Consider the following 19,489-nt stretch of genomic DNA (forward strand, 5'->3'; position numbering starts at 1 on the left):
TTTGGTTTTTATCAATTAATTTATCACTATTTCAATAACTTTTGTTACTATTATAAGCTATTCGAGTATTCAACTTTCATCATTTATTATTTTTCATATTTTTGCGAATAGCCCAAAGTTATTCAGTACAAAAACCTATGTGGCTTATTATAAATAGAATACAACGGTGCAAAAGAAAGTAAAATACTTATAACCTAAACCTTAACAGATTAAAGATACGAGTATGACTGAGATACAAGAAAAGATTCGCCTAAGCCAAAGAAAAGATAATAAAGGATGGAAAAAATGGGGTCCGTATCTATCTGAAAGACAATGGGGAACAGTCAGAGAAGATTATAGTGTATATGGAAATGCTTGGGACTACGTTCCGCACGATATGGCACGCTCAAGAGCATATCGTTGGGGAGAAGATGGTATCGGGGGAATTTCAGATAACAAACAACATATATGTTTTGCGGTTTCGTTTTGGAACCACAAAGATAAAATTATTAAGGAACGCCTCTTTGGTTTGACTGGTTCAGAAGGAAATCACGGTGAGGATGTAAAAGAACTTTACTATTATATTGACAGTACGCCCACACACTCTTATATGAAGATGCTCTATAAGTATCCTCAAAATGAGTTTCCTTACCGACAAATTGTTGAAGAAAATCAGAAACGTAATCGCTCAAATACTGAGTTTGAAATTGAGCAAACGGGTGTTTTCAATAACAATGAGTATTTCGATATTTTTATTGAATATGCGAAAGCTGATGAAAATGATATTCTGATAAAAATAACAGCTCATAACCGAAATAAAAAAGCGGCGATTTTGACAATGCTCCCAACGCTTTGGTTTAGAAATACATGGAGTTGGGGCTACGAAGCTTACAAAAAAAGCCCAATGCTCACAGGCATTGCCAATAATCAGATTGAGGTTTCGCACCAGCTTTTGGGCAAATATAAATTATATGTTGAAGGTGCCGACGAACTTGTATTTTGCGAGAATGAAACCAACATGGAGCGTATTTTTGGCAAGCCAAACACCGCCATGTATGTAAAAGACGGTATCAGCAACTATATCCTGACTGGCAAGCCAACGACAATCAACCCAAACAAGATAGGAACAAAGGCTTCTGCTCGATATACTAAAAAATTTGAGGGTGGCGAAAGCCATACAATTAGACTCAGGTTTAGTCAAAATTCACAAAATCAGAAAGCTTTTGTTGATTTCGACCAAATTTTCGATTTGAGAATCAAAGAAGCCAATGAGTTTTATGACCACATTCAGCAAGATATAAAGTCAGAAGAACAACGCAATATTCAGCGTCAGGCTTTTGCGGGAATGATGTGGAACAAGCAATTCTACTATTACAATATCAACGAATGGCTCAAAGGCGACCCCAAAATGCCATTTGAGTTTAAAGGAAGAGCTTTCCCGAGAAATAATACGTGGAAACACGCCTACATGGCCAATATTTTGTCGATGCCTGATAAGTGGGAATATCCGTGGTTTGCAGCGTGGGACTTGGCTTTTCATACGCTCACCCTCGCCCGCATCGACGCCGATTTTGCCAAACGACAATTGGCCGTTGTACTTCGAGAATATTACATGCACCCCAATGGTCAGATTCCTGCCTACGAATGGAATTTCTCGGACGTAAATCCGCCCGTTCATGCTTGGGCAACTTGGAAAGTTTATGAGATTGACAAGAAAAATAATGATGGCAAAGGAGATTTGGCTTTCTTAGAAAAAATCTTCCATAAATTGCTCATCAATTTCACATGGTGGGTCAATCAGAAAGATGAAGAAGGCAATAATATCTTTGGCGGAGGTTTCTTGGGGCTTGATAATATTGGTGTATTTGACCGAAATGCCCAGATTCCCGGTGTAAAACTCGAACAAGCCGATGCAACTGGCTGGATGGCCATGTACACGCTCAATATGTTGCGTATTGCATGTGAAATTTCGATAGAAAAACCTGTTTATCAGGATATGGCCTCTAAATTTTTCGAGCATTTCTTGCATATTGCGGCTGCCATCAATAAACCAATCAAGGGCAATGACTTGGGGCTTTGGGACGAAGCTGACCAGTTTTATTATGATAAACTGCATGCTCCAAACGGAGAAACCATCTTTATGAAGATTCGCTCGTATGTGGGTCTGATTCCGCTCTTTGCCGTAGAAGTCATTGACGAAGAAATGCTTTCAAAATTACCAGATTTCAAACGCCGATTAGAATGGGTGCTTACTAATCGCCCAGATTTGGCATCGCTGATTTCTCGATGGAACGAACCAGGTAAAGGAGAAACACACTTACTTTCGCTCCTGCGTGGCCACCGTATGAAAATGGTTATCAAGCGAATGTTCGATGAAGCAGAGTTTTTATCAGATTATGGTATTCGCTCGTTGTCAAAATCGCATAAAGAAAACCCATATCAGTTTAACCTTCATGGTGAGATTTTGAGTGTAAAATATACGCCAGCCGAGTCGGATTTGAGCATTATGGGAGGAAATTCAAACTGGCGTGGACCAATTTGGTTTCCGATTAACTTCTTGTTAATTGACTCATTATTAAAGTTTTATGGTTATTATGGCGATGATTTTGAGGTAGAATACCCAACTAATTCGGGTAATATCATGTCAATCAAAGAGGCTGCGTTGATGGTGGCCGATAGGTTGATTAAAATCTTCCAAATGAACGGAGAAAGTCGCCGACCAAATACGGGAGATTTTGAAATGTTTGATGCCGACCCACATTTCAAAGATTTACATCTTTTCTATGAGTATTTCAACGGAGATACAGGGGAAGGACTCGGTGCTGCCCACCAATGCGGCTGGACAGGCTTAGTAGCCGACTTGATTCAATATACAAATGAGAAATAAATCAAAATTAAGCAACTGGATGAAGTATGACTTTATCCAGTTGCTTGCTTTTGAGCTATCCTACTCTGTAAAACACCATATTTTTACCCAAGATTTCGAAACCCCAATACCCACGCACAATAAGTGTATTGGCATCTTTTAGCCTTACGACAGAATCATAGGTACGCCCCGAGTTAGGGTCATAGATTGTGCCATTACCCCATGTATCTTTACCATTAAAAGTCAGATTATCAACTACTTGCATCCCAAGCCACGGCCTGCTTCTGAGCTTAGGGTCAGGATTTTCGGTATCTTTAAAATCCTCCATGTTCGGAGTTTTGGGGTCGCAGATAAACCAAACAACTTTCCCATAAAACTTATCATTCTTTTTAAAAATCTCAACTTTCAAATCTTTATTTTCCGAAAACCAAGTGCCTACAATTCTATCGGCAATTTGTGTATTTTGAGCAAACGATGATTGCGAATAAACTAAAAAAAACAAATAGAACCCTACTTTTAACAATTTCATACTACTACTATTTTTAAAACACTTCACCTAAATTAAAGAAAAAGCCTTTGGCACCGCCGCTTCCTGCTCCATAAGATAAGATAAAATATACATTTGATTTTTTATTTACTTTTGTTCTTAGACTTCCACCGTAACCGTACAAAAATTTTGAAAATTGATTACTCGAAGGCTCAGCAAAGGTTTGGCTATTAACAAATATAGCTCCGCCCAGCAGCTCGTTTTTGATAATATTAAATCGGTATTCGGTTTCATAATAAAGCATGTTTTTCCCTCTGAATCGGCCTTGAATAAAAGTTCGGCCTGCGTTATCGTAGGTATCCCAAAGTGTACTGGGCAAATCAAAATATGGAGCTTTCCCACCGAAAGTCAACCAATTAATGTTCCAAAAAGCCAAGATACTCTTTGAATTTTTAGGAAAGGATACACAATGCCGAAAATCGGCATATATTGAGTTATAATTAGTCGAACTTCTCAAAGCCGTCATATTATGCGTAAACGAAATGTTTCCGTACCACCCACCCGCAACTGGGCTGTTTTCATTTCGTCGAGTGTCAAACAAAGCATTTAAAACAATTCCAGAAGAAATTGCCGAGCGACTTACGCCATAATTCTCTGCATTGGTCACCAACAGCTTATCAAGGCTTTTTACATGATAGTGTTTGTCGAAATTATAACCCACTCCGATTAATAAATCAGGTGTTATGGCTCTTGATATTACTTGATGAAATCTCAAAAACCGATAACTGAATTGATTAAAAACGTCTTCTTGTGTAAATCCGCCCAAACCAAAATCCTTTACATGATATTTGTAATATCGCCAATCGGAAACAAAATTATAACGATTATTTTTACTCCAAATACTCGTTGTCAGAATCGGAGTAAACTGTCGTTTCTGGGTATATTCAGGAGTGATTTTAATAACCGAAATATTTGTTTTTGGATAAGTATAAAAAGATATATTCCCATCAACCAAAACCGTGAAACCCGTCAACTGACTATATCCAAAACCTGGTAAAACCGTAAATAATGGCACACCAACTTCTGCTTTGGAAGTGTCTATCTTATATTTTTTGTCTTTTATCAGATTCCAAACGTCTCCTACATCAACCAAAACTACTTTATTTGTGTCGATTTTTGGGGCATTCGTATTGAAAAAGCAACATAAGATAAAAGCGGATATTAGGTATTTACACATCAATTAAATCTTTCTCTTGATTTGCATCTACTAAAGAGCCTGAGCGAGTGCTTTTGATATATACCATCGGTAAACGCAATAATTTACCAAACGTATTTATCTTACAAGTTTGAAAATGAGTGTCAACTCCAAAAATTACTTTCTCTTTTGGTAAGTGAGCATAAGTGCCAAAAATCCTATCCCAAACGCTTAACACATCACCATAATTTTTATCGGTATATGGCTGAAGATAATGATGATGCACATGATGGAAATTGGGAGTTACCAACAATAAACTAATCAATCTATCTGATTTTTCTGGAATTCGGAAATTTGCGTGGGCAATTACGTTTGAAACAATTTGAATGAATTGTCTGAAAATAAGTGTCCAGAGAGAAACTCCGCCAATAAAAACCCACAATGTGGTGAATAATAAGCGAATGGTAGTTTCGCCTGGATGCTCACGTAAGGTTGTAGAAACGTCTAATTCGGTATCGGCATGATGCACCAAATGAAATCGCCAAAGAGTTTTTACTTTGTGCATCAATACATGATAGGCGTATTCACAGAAATCTAAAAAAAAGAACGTTGCAATAAAGAGTAATAAAGGATTCTTGATAGTATAGCGATGAAAAATTCCGAACTGATGAGCCTTTGTCCAGCGTAAAGTAAAATTCATTAGAATGCCCAACAAAAACTGAACTGGGGCAGCTGTAATCATAAAAGTGGCATTCAATCTTAAATGCTTGAGGCGATTTGGCTCATTTCTGAGATTGATAATGTTTTCAAGATTCCATAAAATAAAAAATGATAGGGTAAGTAAAAGAATCCGATGAGAATCGGGAGCAGAATTGAAGTACTCGATGATTGTTTGCATTTTGATTAAGGTTAGTACACATTATAGGTTTACGTTTTACTCATAAAAGTAGTTGGGTAGCAATAGCTCTATATCGATTAAAAAGCCATTAAAAAACTGGCGAACTTTTGAAGTATAATCTTCAGCTGTTCGCCAGTTTTTAGTAATTGCTATTATGCAGGATATTTCTGCATGATTTTATTTACACCTTTGGCAATTAATTTTTCGATACGTTTTGGTGAAACACTTCCAGATGCTCCTCCTTGCCACACTAATTGATTTGTTTTTGCATCGATGGCTTCAATAACCAATGTTCCTTGTGTATATGAATATGGTCCAAAAGCATATCCACCCCAAAATCCCATAGAATAAGGAACAATCATGCGGCCAACTCTACTGTATCCAATCATCGGATAACCCATTGAGTACCCACCGTTATTGCTGATTGCCTTTTCGGTATAAGTACGAAACTTGAAAAGTAAATCAGGATTTTGCGTATTGATTTGTAATCCCTTGTTTATCAGCACCTTATTGACATCGTTTTCGATATTTTTTGTAATAAGAGCATTGTTATACATCGGATTTTGTACCTGAACGTCAGGTTGAATCCACGCAAAAGTGTAATAATTACGAAAATCTGCACTGTGGTCGGCGTTGCTAACAACTTGTGCTTTGAGTGTTGAAGTGCCAAGCCCAATCATCCCGATGAGCAAGGCTTTTTGGAATAAGGTTTTCATTTTTCTTACTAATTTTAAAATGATAATTAAAGCCAAAACTCGTTTTGTTTTTCTGTATCAAAGTAAATCGTAGAAAATTGAAGCCATTTTAAAACCTTATTAAAATCTTATTAATTGAATTTTGAGGGTAATATCAGTTCAATTCGACCTTAGATAAATCTAAAGTATAGGTTTCTTCTACCTGATATTGATAGAGTGTTTGTGAGTAATTTTTTACCTCAAATATCAATAAACCATTCAGAAAATCGAGCATAATCTCTGTTCCGAGCAAGATTTTCCCTGTCAGTATCTGCTGAAACTTCATGATACAATCAGACAAATGATGCCTAACTCGATGAAAATCGGTTTCGGTGGCATTCGGGAAATATTCGTGGAGGGTTTCAAAAGCCCAAGGTTCGATTTGTAGTTTCAAACTAAGCATTCGGTTGTCTGAATACTTTTTTGTCAATAATTGAGCGGGTGATAAAACGGCAGTTTCCATATAGTGTTACTTGGTTTTGGAATAAAACTATTAGACTAAAAAGTCTCTGATTAAAAATCAGGTTTTAATCAGAGAACTATAACCCTAACTAACTAAACCCATTACTGGTGGACTAAAACTATGTCTTAAAAAAAACGCTGGTTAATAAGAAACCAGCGTTTTAAAACCTAAAATTCCTTTATGAAAATTCACTATTACTGTTTCTTGATGTAAATGTATAAGTATTACCTTAATTGCTTCTAAAAATCAAATTAAAGAGTGATTAAAAATAAAAACGAGCAAAAAATGGATTATAAACAACTGACTATCAGCAAATTAAAATCCATCATTCTTTTAAGATATACCCCATCCCGACGATGGTATGAATAAGTTTTGGAGAGAAATCTTTATCGACTTTTTTACGAAGAAAATTTATGTATGTGTCAATTGTATTGCTGGCTGGGTCGAGGTCGGTATCCCATATTTTTTCGGCAATATCTACTCTCGAAACCACTCGGTTGTGGTTAATCATTAAGTATTCGAGTAGAGCGTATTCTTTAGCAGTAAGTAAAATATCTTTGCCTGCTCTCAAAACGGTGCGAGCCGTTAGGTCGAGTTCTAAATCAGCAACTTTCATCATGTTTCGCTTTACTTGATGCTGCACCATTGCACTACGGCGATGCAAGGCATTTAGACGCATCAGAAGTTCTTGAAACTGAAATGGTTTCACCAAGAAATCATCTATGCCAGCATCAAAACCTAAGGCTTTATCATCGAGCGTACCCATGGCGGTTAGCATCAAAATTGGCGTATTTTGCTTTTCGCTTCTGATTGTTTGTGTTACGTCATAACCATTCATTTTTGGCATGTTCACATCCATAATGATTACGTCATAATCATTATCAAAAGCCATTTTGAGGCCCATTTCGCCATCTTTAGCTATTTCTACTAAGTGTGTGTGTTCTTCAAGTCCACGTTTGATAAACTCGGCCAAGCGGAGTTCATCTTCTACAATCAATATTTTCATAAAAGTTCTAAAATAAATGAAGCAAGGTATGATTGATACCTTGCTCGCAAGTTTTGTGCGTGAGCAACAAAGTTACTCAACAAATAGTCTTTTAGTTGCTTTGTTTAGCTTCTTTTTTTACTTCCTTCGCCGCTGCATGATGCATTGCTTTCTCCTCTTTCTTGGCGGCTTTATGCTCCTTTTTAACTTCATTGGCAGCTTTATGCTCCGTGATACGGTCTTCTTTCTTTTCGAGTTTTGCTTCTTTTTTTGAGGCTTGTGGGGTGGTTTGTGCAAATGCACTTGTGGCGAAAATGGCTACCATTGCGGCCAACAAAATATTCTTTTTCATACCTTTAAAAATTTTAGAATTAACTCATCCAAAACACTGTTTGGCTTTGTGATTCAAATGTAGTTGGTGGTACTTAAAGGCATTTCAAACCAAAATTAAAACTCAGTTAAACCTCAATAAATATTTTTGATAGGAAACTCAACCGTAAATATAGACCCCACTCCTTCTTCTGACTGAACCGAGATTTTTCCTGAGTGAATCTCCACAATTCGTTGGGTAAGCGGCAAACCTATGCCATGTCCCGAAATCTCTTTTGTTTTTTCGTTTCGGTAGAATGCCTCAAAAATATGTTCAGTTTCTTGCTTAGTCATTCCCACACCTTGGTCGATAAAATCAATTTTCACTTTGCTACTATCATACGAAATCTTTGTTTCAACACGCTTATTATTGCTGTATTTACAAGCATTTTCCATTAGATTTCTGAAAACCAACACCAGCAACTCGGCGTTTCCGCTAACAATCATCGACTCGTCATTATCAGGAATTTGGTCGAATTCGATATTGATATGATATTCTGGTTGATTCTTCTTGACTAAATCCGAAGCAGCCCAAAGCACTTCATCAACCCTCACTTCAGTAAATGGCACCGATTGAGCATCGGCATTCATGCGAGCCAATTCAAGTAGGCTATTTACTAAGTTTATCATATTATTGATGTCAAGCTGAAAATTCTCAACGGTCTGCTTGTATTCTTCAACGCTTCGCTCCTTCATGAGCGTAACTTGGGCATTCCCGAGTAAAATCGACAGTGGTGTGCGAAGTTCGTGCGTTACGTAAGACACAAAATTACGTTGTTGGGTATAAGCATAATCAAGTCGGTCGAGCAAATCATTGAAAGTATGTGCCATTTGTCCAATTTCGTTATCCAAATTAGACTCAGGAATACGTGATTGCAGGTTTTTACTCGAAATCTTTTTCATCCGTTTAGCAATTTGGCCAATCGGTTTTAAGTCTTTTCTGATGTAATATCTGGTAGTAAGCGTAATGATACTTATCAATAAAGCTGAACCGATAATCAGAATATAAAGCAGGTTGCGTTGTTTATTAAACCCCGATAAATCGTAGCCAGCAGCTTCAATGATAAATAGCTGTTTGTATTTATTATTGCGGCTTAAAAATAGGGTTCGCTCGTAGCCGTCTTTCTTAAATTCGACTTCGTGTTTAAAAACTTCTTTTCTAATCTTATCGGTTAGGTGCGTAACGGCATATCTTGATTTGAAAATAACTGTGCCAGTCGAGTCATAAATAATAAATTGCTCTTGGGTATAGATATTTTCTTTCATATCGTCTAAAGTCCTGACGTCTTCACCGCTCAGTCCTTTATCAATAATCATTTTTTCTAATGTAATGGCGTTGTTTCGGAGATAGAGATAAAACTCATTTTCTCGGAAATTACTATAAAAAAGATAAATATTGGCCGAAAATAAAATGAGAGCGATACTCAAAATTGTCGGGATTCGGATGGTTTGTTTGTCAACAATTTTCATAGGAATGCTTTGTGAAGCAAATCGGGCGGCAATGCCCTCAATTCGCAGTGATATGATACAAAGTAAATAAACTTGCGACAGCTATCAAACAAATGGGTCGAGCAAAAGCTCAACCCATTCGATATTAGTTCTCAGTTAATTTTTCTCGATAAAATACATAGAATATTATCGGGAATGCCAGTAAGGTCAAAACGGTGGCCGTTATCAAACCTCCAATTACGACAATAGCGAGCGGTTTTGAAGTTTCTGAACCAATTCCTTTTGAAATAGCCGCTGGAATCAGACCAATAGCGGCCATCATGGCGGTCATGATTACTGGGCGAATTCTGGAAACCACACCTTTTGTGATAGATTCGCTCAAGCTCATTCGATTATGTAGGTTCTTCTTGAAAACCGAAATCAGGATTACGCCATTTTGAATACAAATACCAAACAATGCAATGAACCCAATACCTGCCGAAATACTAAAGTTTGTACCCGAAATGAGCAAAGAAGCGATTCCGCCAATGATTGCAAACGGTACATTGACAAGCACAATTCCAGCATCTTTGATATTACCAAATAATACAAACAATATCAAGAAAATGAGCAATAAGCTAACTGGTACTACCTGAACGAGGCGGTTAGTGGCACGTTGTTGATTCTCAAAATCGCCCGCCCATTTCATCGAATAGCCATTTGGTAACTTTACATGAGCATTTACTTTTTGTTGAGCCTCTGCAATGGCACTTCCCATGTCACGTCCACGAACTGAGAATTTTACGGCATTGAAACGTTGGTTAGCTTCACGGAACACCAAAATCGGCCCAGTATTATAATAGATTTTAGCAATTTCTTTCAACGGTATCTGTGTGTTGTTCATCGTTGGAATCAATAAGTCGCCAATTTCAGAATCAGATTTACGATATTCTTGTTGGAAACGAATTCTTAAATCAAATTTGCGTTCGCCTTCATAAATCTGAGTTGCAGCTTTTCCACCAATCGCCATCTCGATAACGGCCTGAGCATCACCTTTTTGAATGCCATAAAGTGCCAATTTATCTTCGTCAAGTTCGATTCTGAGTTCAGGCTGGCCTATGTTTTTAATCACGCCCAAGTCTTCGATACCACGCACGGTTGCCAACTGATTATATACTTCTTTGGCTTTTTTCTCCATCAAAACAAGGTCTTGACCATAGATTTTCACGGCAATACTGCCTTTCACACCCGAAACAGCTTCTTCTACGTTATCCATGATTGGTTGCGAGAAGTTGAAGTTTACACCCGTAAATTTCTTCAAGCGTTCCTGCATTTGAGCAATGAGTTGTTCTTTTGAAATATCTCTTTTCCAGTCTTCTTTCGGGAAAATATCTACCAAAAACTCAATATTATAAAAACCAGTAGGGTCTGTTCCATCGTTTGGTCGGCCAGTTTGCGAAATCACACCTTTTACTTCGGGAAAACTTCTGAAAACCTGACGCATTTCGTTGGTGTATCTAACCGACTCGTTGAGGGCTATATTCATTGGCATACTGGCACGCACATAGATTGAGCCTTCGTTGAGTTCGGGTAAAAACTCTGAGCCTAAAAACTTAAAGTTAAACAAACCAACCGCAACAATAATGGCCGTCACGAGAAGGGTTTTACGTTTGTGCAAAAACACAAAGTTGAAAGCTCGCATTACCCATTTTTCGATAAACAAAACGAAAGGATTATGTTTTTCACGAACATTCTTTTTCAGTAAAATACTGGCCAAAACAGGCACAAGAGTAAGTGTAAAAATCAACGCACCGAGCAAGGCAAAACCGAGCGTCCAGGCCAATGGTGAAAACATTTTTCCTTCTACTTTTTGAAACGAGAAGATAGGAATCAAACAAGTAATGATAATTAGTTTTGAGAAGAAAATGGCTTTCCCCATTTCGGTACCAGTTTTGCGAATGATACCGAGTTTTGAAAGTTTATTATACCTTTCCATACCAATTTGGTGAGAAAGATTATCTAAAACCACAAAGATTCCTTCGACCATTACAACCGCCCCATCGACAATGATTCCAAAGTCAATCGCTCCCATTGAGAGCAAATTGGCCGACATTCCTTTCAGACGAAGACAAATAAATGAGAATAAGAGGGCTAAAGGAATAACGATTGAAACCGTAACGGTTGTACGCCAATCGGCCATGAACAGAAACACGATACAGGTTACAAACAAAATACCTTCGAGCAAATTGTGGGTAACGGTGTGGGTCGCAAAATTGATGAGGGTTTCACGGTTATAAAACGTATTGATTTTTACATCTTTGGGCAAAATTGAAGTATTTAACTCTTCGATTTTTGCCTTTACATTCTCAATCACTTGGCTTGGGTTTTCACCTTTTCTCATGACAACAATACATTCAAGCACATCGTTTTGTGCATCTCTACCCGCTTGTCCGAGTCGTGGTAAGGCCGATTCCGTTACGGTTGCTACATTTTTGACCGTAATAGGCACTCCATTAGCACTTTTGATGATAATTTTTTCTATATCGCTTACGCCTTTGAGTAAACCGATACCTCTGACTACATAGGCTTCTGAGTTTTTCTCGATTACATCTCCCCCAACGTTAACATTTGAGTTGGCAACTGCTTGGTATAGTTGGAGCGGAGTAACATCATAATCAGCCAATAAATGTGGGTTGGCACTAATCTCGTAAGTTTTTACTTCACCGCCAAAACTAACTACATCGGCCACACCTGCTACGCCTTTTAACTGACGCTCAACTACCCAATCTTGCAGAGTTTTGAGTTCTCTTACACTACGGTCTTTGCTTTCGAGTGTATATCTGAAAATCTCGCCAGTTGGGCCATAAGGTGGTTGTATATCGGGGTCAACACCTTCGGGGAGGCTAACGCTTCCGATAAGATTATTGATTTGTTGACGAGCAAAAGCATCATCAACACCATCTTCAAACATTACTTTTACTACCGACAAACCAAAAACGGTCGTTGAGCGAATATCAGTTTTTTTCTGAACAGGATTTAAGCCAATTTCGATAGGAATCGACACGAATTTCTCGACCTCTTCGGCACTTCGGCCTGGCCATTGGGTAATAATCGTTATCTGAGTATTGGTTACATCAGGAAATGCCTCAATCGGTGTATTTTGATAGGCAATCCAACCGCCAATTACTGCCAAAAGTGTGGCAAAGAAGATAAAGTATTTGTTTTTGAGGGAAAATGAGAGAATCCCTTTGATAAACTTATTCATGACGCTCCTTATTTATTTTGATAGTACAAAGGTGTCGTGGGTATCTGAAAGGGGTTTTAAGGGAAGATTAAAAAAAGATTAAAAGGAAAATGAGTATATTGGAAAAATGATGGATGCTGGAAAAATCACTTTTTGTGCTTTAGTTTAAAACTTTTGGAAAAACACAAAGAACACAAAGAATAGCACTAAGTACGTAAGCATACCGCTGTGCAATTTCTTTTGTGTTCTTTGTAATAGAAATTCAAAAATCTCTCAAACTACATTAGTTCCAACCACCGCCTAAAGCTCTGTAAGCGTTTACAAAGGCATTCATTTGCTTCATTCGAGTTTCGACTAATTCCATTCTCGATTCAAGTACATCTCGCTGAGTTAATAAAACTTCCATATAATCTGCACGAGCGGCCTTGAAAAGTTTTAATGAAATATCGGTCGATTTTGTTAATGCGTCAACCTGATTATTTTTCATAGCGTAACTCTGTTCGAGATTTTGAATGTTCGCTAATTGATTTGTTACCTCAATAAAGGCATTCAACACTGTCTTTTCATAATCATAAACCGCTTGAATTTGCTTGGCATTGGCATTTTTATAGGTTGCAGTAATGGCATTTTTATTAATCAATGGCCCAGCCAAATCACCTGCTAATGACATAATAAGCGACTGCGGTATGTTGGCCAACATAATCGGATTGAATGAACGAAAACCTAAGGAAGCTGATAATCCCAAAGATGGATAAAAATTAGCTTTTGCTACACTTACATTCAATTTTGTGGCCTCGATTCCTAATTCTGCTCGACGAATATCTGGTCTTTTTTCTAATAATTGAGCTGGAAGACCAGCTGAGATTTTGGTGGGAAGAAGCGTTGCGAATTGCTGAGAACTTCTCAACACTGGTTTTGGGAAACGCCCAACCAAGAAATTGATTCGATTTTCGGTTTCAATTATTCGCTGCTGAATGTCATACTGAAGGCTTTGTGTTTTGAAAACCTCCGCTTCAAATCGTTGAACGGCCAACTCTGTCACTTTAGCTGCTTCTTTTTCTTGCTTGATAATTAATAAAGCTGAATTTAAAATTTCGATATTCTTTCTTACAATATCTAATTGATTATCAAGTGCCAATAGTTCATAGTACGAGTTGGCTATTTCGGCTACGATATTCGTAATCAAAAAGTTTTTACCTTCAATCGTGCCTAAATAATTGGCAGCAGCGGCTTTTTGAGCATTGCGTAATTTATGCCAAATATCCACCTCCCAACTTGCAAAAGCCCCAAAATAAGAATCTGGCAAAACAACTGGCGTACGTTTACCTGGTTTTATCTCGGTGATTTCATCGCTTGCCCCTTTGCTGGTATAACGTGAAACTTTATCAACGCCCGTACCACCACCTAATCTTACAAAAGGCAGGTACTCCCCTCTTCGAGCCATGATTTCATTTTTCGACATCTCAATCTCTTGCATCGTAATATTCAACTCTTGATTATTTTGTAGAGCAGTATCGATGAGTGCATTCAGATAAGGGTCGGCAAAGAAATTTTTCCATTTTACTTGAGCCGAATTTGTTGAATCTTGCGAGGTTGAGTAACTCGCAGGCAAGCCATTTTTAGCCGTTTTCCCTACAATTACAGGTGTTTTACAAGCATTGAAAGCAAAAGCAGAAACGGCTAAAACTATATACAGAATATGCCTTTTTATGTTAGTTCGTATCATCTTCGTCGTTTCGGTTTAATAGTTTCTTCAATTTTTCATTCGCTTTTCTAATGTTCTTCAACATTTTGCTGCGTTCTTCACTCGCTTCCACAAAACTTTCAGAAAGTGGAGCCTCATCTTCATCTTTAATTAGATGCTTACCATCAGACAAAGTACCGAAAATGTAATACAGACCCGGAATAATCATTACACCGAAAATTGTTCCGAAAAGCATCCCACCCATTGCCGAACCACCAATTGTTTTATTACCGATTGCACCAGCACCATGAGAAAGGACCAAAGGAATTAGACCCGCCACAAAAGCAAACGACGTCATTAAAATTGGACGGAAACGTACTTTCGCTCCTTCGATGGCAGCATCAAAAACTGACATTCCTTTTTGCCGTTGTTGTACGGCAAATTCTACAATCAATACGGCATTTTTTCCAAGAAGACCTACCAACATGATAAGACCTACTTGTGCGTACACATCATTGGCCATACCCATAGCTTTGAGCAAAAAGAATGACCCAAATACCCCAACTGGAAGCGAGAAAATAACCGCCATCGGCAACAAGAAACTTTCATATTGGGCTGCCAAAACGAAGTAAACAAATATCAATACGACCGCAAAAACATAGATTGATTCATTGCCACGTCGAGCTTCATCATAGGATAGACCTTCCCACGCAATGTCATAACCTTTAGGTAGAGTTTTTGCTACTTCTTGAATGGCCTTAATGGCATCGGCGGTGGTATATCCTTTAGCTGGTTGCCCTTGGATAGACGATGAGTTGTACATATTGTAGCGTGTAATCTCATTTGGCCCTTGTTTTTTTACCAATTTCATGAAAGCCGAGTAGGGAACCATTTCACCGTGGTCATTCTTCACAAACATATTCGTGATGTCGGACGGAAGTCGTCTAAACTCTGGAGAAGACTGTACGTAAACTTTAAAGAATCGCCCGAAACGAATAAAACCTTGCTCATAAGTACTACCAATCATGATGTTTAGGTTTTCCATGGCTTTTCCAATAGAAACCCCCTTTTGCATCGCCACGTTATTATCAATCTCCAGTTCGTATTGCGGATAATTAGCAGCGAAGAAAGTAAACAAGCCTGTTAGCTCTTTACGCTTACTCAAAGCAGCCATAAAGTCTTTATTTACTTTATCAAACTCCTGATAATCAGTCGTGTTGTTTTTATCAAGCATTCGCATCGAGAAACCAGCAGAAGAACCAAAGCCCGGAACCGCAGGAGGCTCGAAGTATTCAACGATTGCTCCTAAATCCTTGGTTTTTTCTTCTAATTCTTCAATAATTTCATGTACGCCTTTTTCTCTTTCAGACCAGTTTTTTAAGTTAATCAAACACGTTCCTGCATTCGAACCACGTCCTTCGGTCATGATTTCATAACCCGCCAATGATGACACTGACTCTACCCCTTCTACTTCTTTACAAATTTTCTGTAATTCTCTTGAAACCTCATTGGTTCTTTCGAGTGTTGAGCCGGGCGGTGTCTGAATGATAGCATAGATAGTTCCTTGGTCTTCGCTCGGAATAAAACCTGCTGGAAGAATTTTATTCTCGAAAATAATTCCCGCACTAAAAGCCACCAAGATTAAAAAAGTCAATAATCTTTTGTTGACGATGAATTTTAGCACACTTACATATCTACCAGTCAGCTTATCAAAACCTTTATTAAATTGGTCGATTAGCCAATCAATTGGCGATTTTTTACGTTTTTGACCATGATTATTTTTAAGAATCATTCCACAAAGTACAGGCGTAAGGGTAAGAGCAACTACCGCCGAGAGGATAATTGCACTGGCCATTGTGATGGAGAACTGGCGATAAAATGTTCCTACAGGCCCTGACATGAAGGCAATTGGTAAGAATACCGACACCATTACGAGTGTAATGGCAATGATTGCCCCACTGATTTCGCCCATTACTTTTTTTACGGCTTTAAATGGCGTAAGGTGTTCTTCTTCCATCTTTGCGTGAACAGCTTCCACTACCACAATGGCATCATCGACCACAATACCAATCGCTAAAACCAATGCAAAAAGAGTAATTAAGTTTATCGAAAGGCCAAACATTTGCATCACGAAGAAAGCCCCAATCAAAGAAACTGGCACTGCAATGATTGGAATGAGCGTCGAACGCCAATCGCCTAAGAAAAGGAATACAACCAATGCAACTAAAATAAAAGCATCTCTCAACGTATGAAGCACTTGCTCAATAGAAGCATCTAAGAATTTAGATACATCGTAGCTCAATTTGTATTCAACACCGGGAGGGAAAGTGGCTTTCAATTCCTCCATTTTATCTTTTACTTGTTGAATTACCTCGCTGGCATTACTTCCCACGTTTTGTTTCAACACGATTGCCGCCGAAGGATGTCCATCAAGATTTGAATAAATATCAAAGAATTCACTACCTAATTCTACTTTGGCCACATCTTTCAAACGAATACTTTCACCAGCAGGATTTGCTCTTAAAATCACATTTTCGTATTCTTCTGGCTTATTATAGCGACCTTTGTAAGTCAATACATATTCTAAAGATTGAGCTGCAATACCCGAACTTTGACCGATACGTCCTGGGCGACCAATAATACTTTGTTCGGCCAAGGCTTTCATTACATCTTCTGCCGAAATATTATAGGCACGCATGCGGTCAGGGTTCAACCAAACACGCATCGCAAACTGACGGCTACCTAAAATTTGCGTTCTGGCTACCCCATTGATACGGTTGATTTCGGGCAAAAGATTAACGTTGGCATAGTTGTACAAAAACTTCTCATCAAAATTTTTACCTGTGCCATAAAGGTTAATGTACATCAACATACTTGGTTGAATGGGTGTAATCACAACTCCTTCTCGCTGAACAAGTTCGGGGAGTAGCGGCATTACTTGGTCAACCCTTGTTTTTACCCTGATTACTGCCTGATTGGGGTCGGTTCCAGGTTCAAAAATTACACGAAGTGTTGCTTCACCAGCACTGGTGGCATCGGTTGCGAGGTATCTCATTCCCTGCACACCATTGATGGCATTTTCGAGCGTTACAAGTGTCGATTTTACGAGTACATCGGCACTTGAACCTGGGTAGGCTATAAAAATATTAACGGTGGTTGGTGCAATTTCGGGGAACTGCGACGTGGGCAGTTGCTTTATGGCTAAAGTACCTGTAAAGACTATCAATACCGAAATAACAATAGCTAAAACGGGCCTTTTTATGATATTAGTAAACATATATTTCTTGTGTTTTGGTGGATAAAAACTATTCGGCGTATAGGCTGAGGTGCGTAATCACCTGCGATGGTTCTTCAAACTTGTATTCAATTTTTTGGTTTTCTTTAACTTTTCTCAAACCTTCCAAAAGAATCTTGTCCCCAGCTGAAAGCCCAGAGGCTATGGCATATAAATGCGGCATTTCGGCAGCAATCGTCACTGGGCGAGACCTCACAATATTGTCTTTATCAATCACATAAACGTATGTTTTATCGAGTACTTCAAAAGTTGCTTTTTGTGGAATAAGCAGAGCATTTTTCACTGGAACAGTTACTTGAATATTGCCTGTTTCGCCGTGTCGGAGAAGTCCTTCTGGATTCGGAAATGTAGCTCTGAAAGCAATATTTCCAGTTTCATTATCAAATTCTCCTTCAATGGTTTCAACAATACCCGTATATTTAAATAACTCATTATTGGCCATTTTGAGCTTTACTTGATACATACCATTATTACTATTAGCATGTGTTTTAAAATTCAAATATTGAGCTTCAGGCACATTGAAATAAACCCACATTTTACTATTATCAGATAATGTAGTAAGTAAATCTCCTTCATCAACAAGGCTACCTTTTCTAACTTTCAGTCGGTCCATGATACCATCAAATGGGGCTCTGATTTCGGTAAAACCTAAATGAACTTTGGTTAATGCCAACTCAGCAAGTGCCTTATCAAGCTTGGCTTTTGACAATGCCAACTCATTCGCTGAAACTATATTTCCATCGGCTAAGGACTTCGTATTTTTGTACTCAATTTCAGCGTAATTAGCTTCGGCTTCAGCTTTTTTCATTTCGGCTTGATACAGATTGGGCATAATCTGAAACATGAGTTGGCCTTTCTTAACAAACTTTCCTTCATCTACAAAAATATCTTGGAGATAGCCCTTTTCTAAGGCACGAAGTTCGATATTGTTTATAGAGCGAATCTGACAAACGTAGTCAGTCGTAATTGTTGTGTCTTTACGAATAGGTGAGGTAACAACCATTTTTGCTTCTTCAGTCTTTTCTTCCTTCCCTTCCGTCTTGCAACTTGCATTGAATAGCAAAACTGCCAAGCCCATGAACATGAGTGATTTTTTCATAATTAGTTTTCTTCGGATTAAAATTTATATGTTGTCGAAGTGCCATTGAAAATTTGGGCAAAGCGTTGCCAATTAGGCCATAAAGCCTATTTCAAGAGCGTAAAATTTTGCGTTTGATTAAAATTCTGAATGAATCTAAGATGAAGCAGGTGAAGCTTAATTACAATTCAAACAGGTTCGAAAATGACTAAAAAATATTGTCGCTTGAAGCGTATCTAAAACGTATCTCATAGCAAATAGACACAGTTTAGGATATACCTCTTAGAATCTTTTAGATTTTGATTAGATAAATAATAGTAGTTATAACTTGATTGTAAGCCTAAATGGCCAGAGGAAGGTTTATTTGTATGATTGTGTGTGGAATCGTGATTTTTATTTGGCTCTACTTCTTCTATTTCTTCTTCAATATCCTCGAAAAAAAACTCAATCGAAAATAAAGTAAATGTTGGCTTGGGTGCATGTATGTATGGTGCGGCTACATCATTCAGATGCCCAACAATTGTGTGCCTTTCAGGTGGTGAAATGGTCGGACTAATATTTCGTGTAAATCCATTCGCTCGACTACTTACCCCTAATAAAAGAATCCACAGAAAAAGAAGATATTTTAAAAGTGCGTTACTCATTCCTTCTACAAAAATATTCCAAGATGGCTTTCCAACTAAGTATTTTGTCTTAAAATTTGATTAAAACTGATATAAATCATTTTTTGTGTAAATATTTTTAATAAAGCTGTAAAAATTTAGTCGATTTAAGATTCGAGTTA

Annotated in this window: 14 protein-coding genes; 1 reads left to right on the top strand and 13 read right to left on the bottom strand. The window is 38.0% G+C overall.

What is annotated here, in order from left to right:
* Positions 1-223 precede the first annotated feature (223 nt).
* A complete protein-coding gene (locus IEX65_RS12175) occupies positions 224-2,866 on the top strand; it encodes an MGH1-like glycoside hydrolase domain-containing protein (RefSeq protein ID WP_188766338.1) in 2,643 nt (880 codons plus the stop codon).
* A 55-nt stretch (positions 2,867-2,921) separates the two neighbouring features.
* Here IEX65_RS12175 and IEX65_RS12180 read toward each other — a convergent pair whose 3' ends face one another.
* The 13 genes from IEX65_RS12180 to IEX65_RS12240 all read right to left on the bottom strand — a co-directional run bounded on the left by IEX65_RS12180 (position 2,922) and on the right by IEX65_RS12240 (position 19,349).
* Positions 2,922-3,374, bottom strand: coding sequence for a DUF2147 domain-containing protein (locus IEX65_RS12180; RefSeq protein ID WP_188766339.1), 453 nt, complete (start codon positions 3,372-3,374; stop codon positions 2,922-2,924).
* Positions 3,375-3,387: 13 nt separating this feature from the next.
* A complete protein-coding gene (locus tag IEX65_RS12185; RefSeq protein ID WP_188766340.1) occupies positions 3,388-4,569 on the bottom strand; it encodes a BamA/TamA family outer membrane protein in 1,182 nt (393 codons plus the stop codon).
* Positions 4,562-5,425: a sterol desaturase family protein gene (locus IEX65_RS12190; RefSeq protein ID WP_188766341.1), complete on the bottom strand. Its 864-nt coding sequence runs from the start codon at positions 5,423-5,425 to the stop codon at positions 4,562-4,564. Before IEX65_RS12190 ends, IEX65_RS12185 begins: the two co-directional genes overlap by 8 nt.
* A 152-nt stretch (positions 5,426-5,577) precedes the next feature.
* Positions 5,578-6,141 carry a DUF4136 domain-containing protein gene (locus tag IEX65_RS12195; protein ID WP_188766342.1) on the bottom strand — a complete coding sequence of 188 codons (564 nt, stop codon included), beginning with the start codon at positions 6,139-6,141 and terminating at the stop codon, positions 5,578-5,580.
* 133 nt (positions 6,142-6,274) lie between these two features.
* A complete protein-coding gene (locus IEX65_RS12200) occupies positions 6,275-6,622 on the bottom strand; it encodes a hypothetical protein (RefSeq protein ID WP_188766343.1) in 348 nt (115 codons plus the stop codon).
* 325 nt (positions 6,623-6,947) lie between these two features.
* Complete coding sequence (locus IEX65_RS12205; protein ID WP_188766344.1) at positions 6,948-7,628, bottom strand: response regulator transcription factor; 681 nt, start codon at positions 7,626-7,628, stop codon at positions 6,948-6,950.
* A 91-nt stretch (positions 7,629-7,719) separates the two neighbouring features.
* Positions 7,720-7,959 carry a hypothetical protein gene (locus tag IEX65_RS12210; protein WP_188766345.1) on the bottom strand — a complete coding sequence of 80 codons (240 nt, stop codon included), beginning with the start codon at positions 7,957-7,959 and terminating at the stop codon, positions 7,720-7,722.
* 113 nt (positions 7,960-8,072) lie between these two features.
* Entirely contained in the window at positions 8,073-9,446 is a 1,374-nt protein-coding gene (locus IEX65_RS12215) for a sensor histidine kinase (RefSeq protein ID WP_188766346.1), read from the bottom strand.
* Between the two features lie 124 nt (positions 9,447-9,570).
* Positions 9,571-12,669 (bottom strand): efflux RND transporter permease subunit, encoded by a 3,099-nt coding sequence (locus IEX65_RS12220; RefSeq protein ID WP_188766347.1) that lies wholly within the window; start codon positions 12,667-12,669, stop codon positions 9,571-9,573.
* A gap of 262 nt (positions 12,670-12,931) precedes the next feature.
* Positions 12,932-14,374, bottom strand: coding sequence for a TolC family protein (locus IEX65_RS12225; protein WP_188766348.1), 1,443 nt, complete (start codon positions 14,372-14,374; stop codon positions 12,932-12,934).
* Positions 14,361-17,609: an efflux RND transporter permease subunit gene (locus IEX65_RS12230; protein ID WP_188766349.1), complete on the bottom strand. Its 3,249-nt coding sequence runs from the start codon at positions 17,607-17,609 to the stop codon at positions 14,361-14,363. The genes IEX65_RS12225 and IEX65_RS12230 overlap by 14 nt, the downstream gene beginning before the upstream one ends.
* Before the next feature lie 28 nt (positions 17,610-17,637).
* Positions 17,638-18,726, bottom strand: a complete 1,089-nt coding sequence (locus IEX65_RS12235) for an efflux RND transporter periplasmic adaptor subunit (RefSeq protein ID WP_188766350.1) — start codon at positions 18,724-18,726, stop codon at positions 17,638-17,640.
* A 227-nt stretch (positions 18,727-18,953) separates the two neighbouring features.
* A complete protein-coding gene (locus IEX65_RS12240) occupies positions 18,954-19,349 on the bottom strand; it encodes a hypothetical protein (protein WP_188766351.1) in 396 nt (131 codons plus the stop codon).
* Positions 19,350-19,489 lie beyond the last annotated feature (140 nt).

Source organism: Emticicia aquatilis (genome assembly GCF_014644295.1).
Taxonomy (GTDB): domain Bacteria; phylum Bacteroidota; class Bacteroidia; order Cytophagales; family Spirosomataceae; genus Emticicia; species Emticicia aquatilis.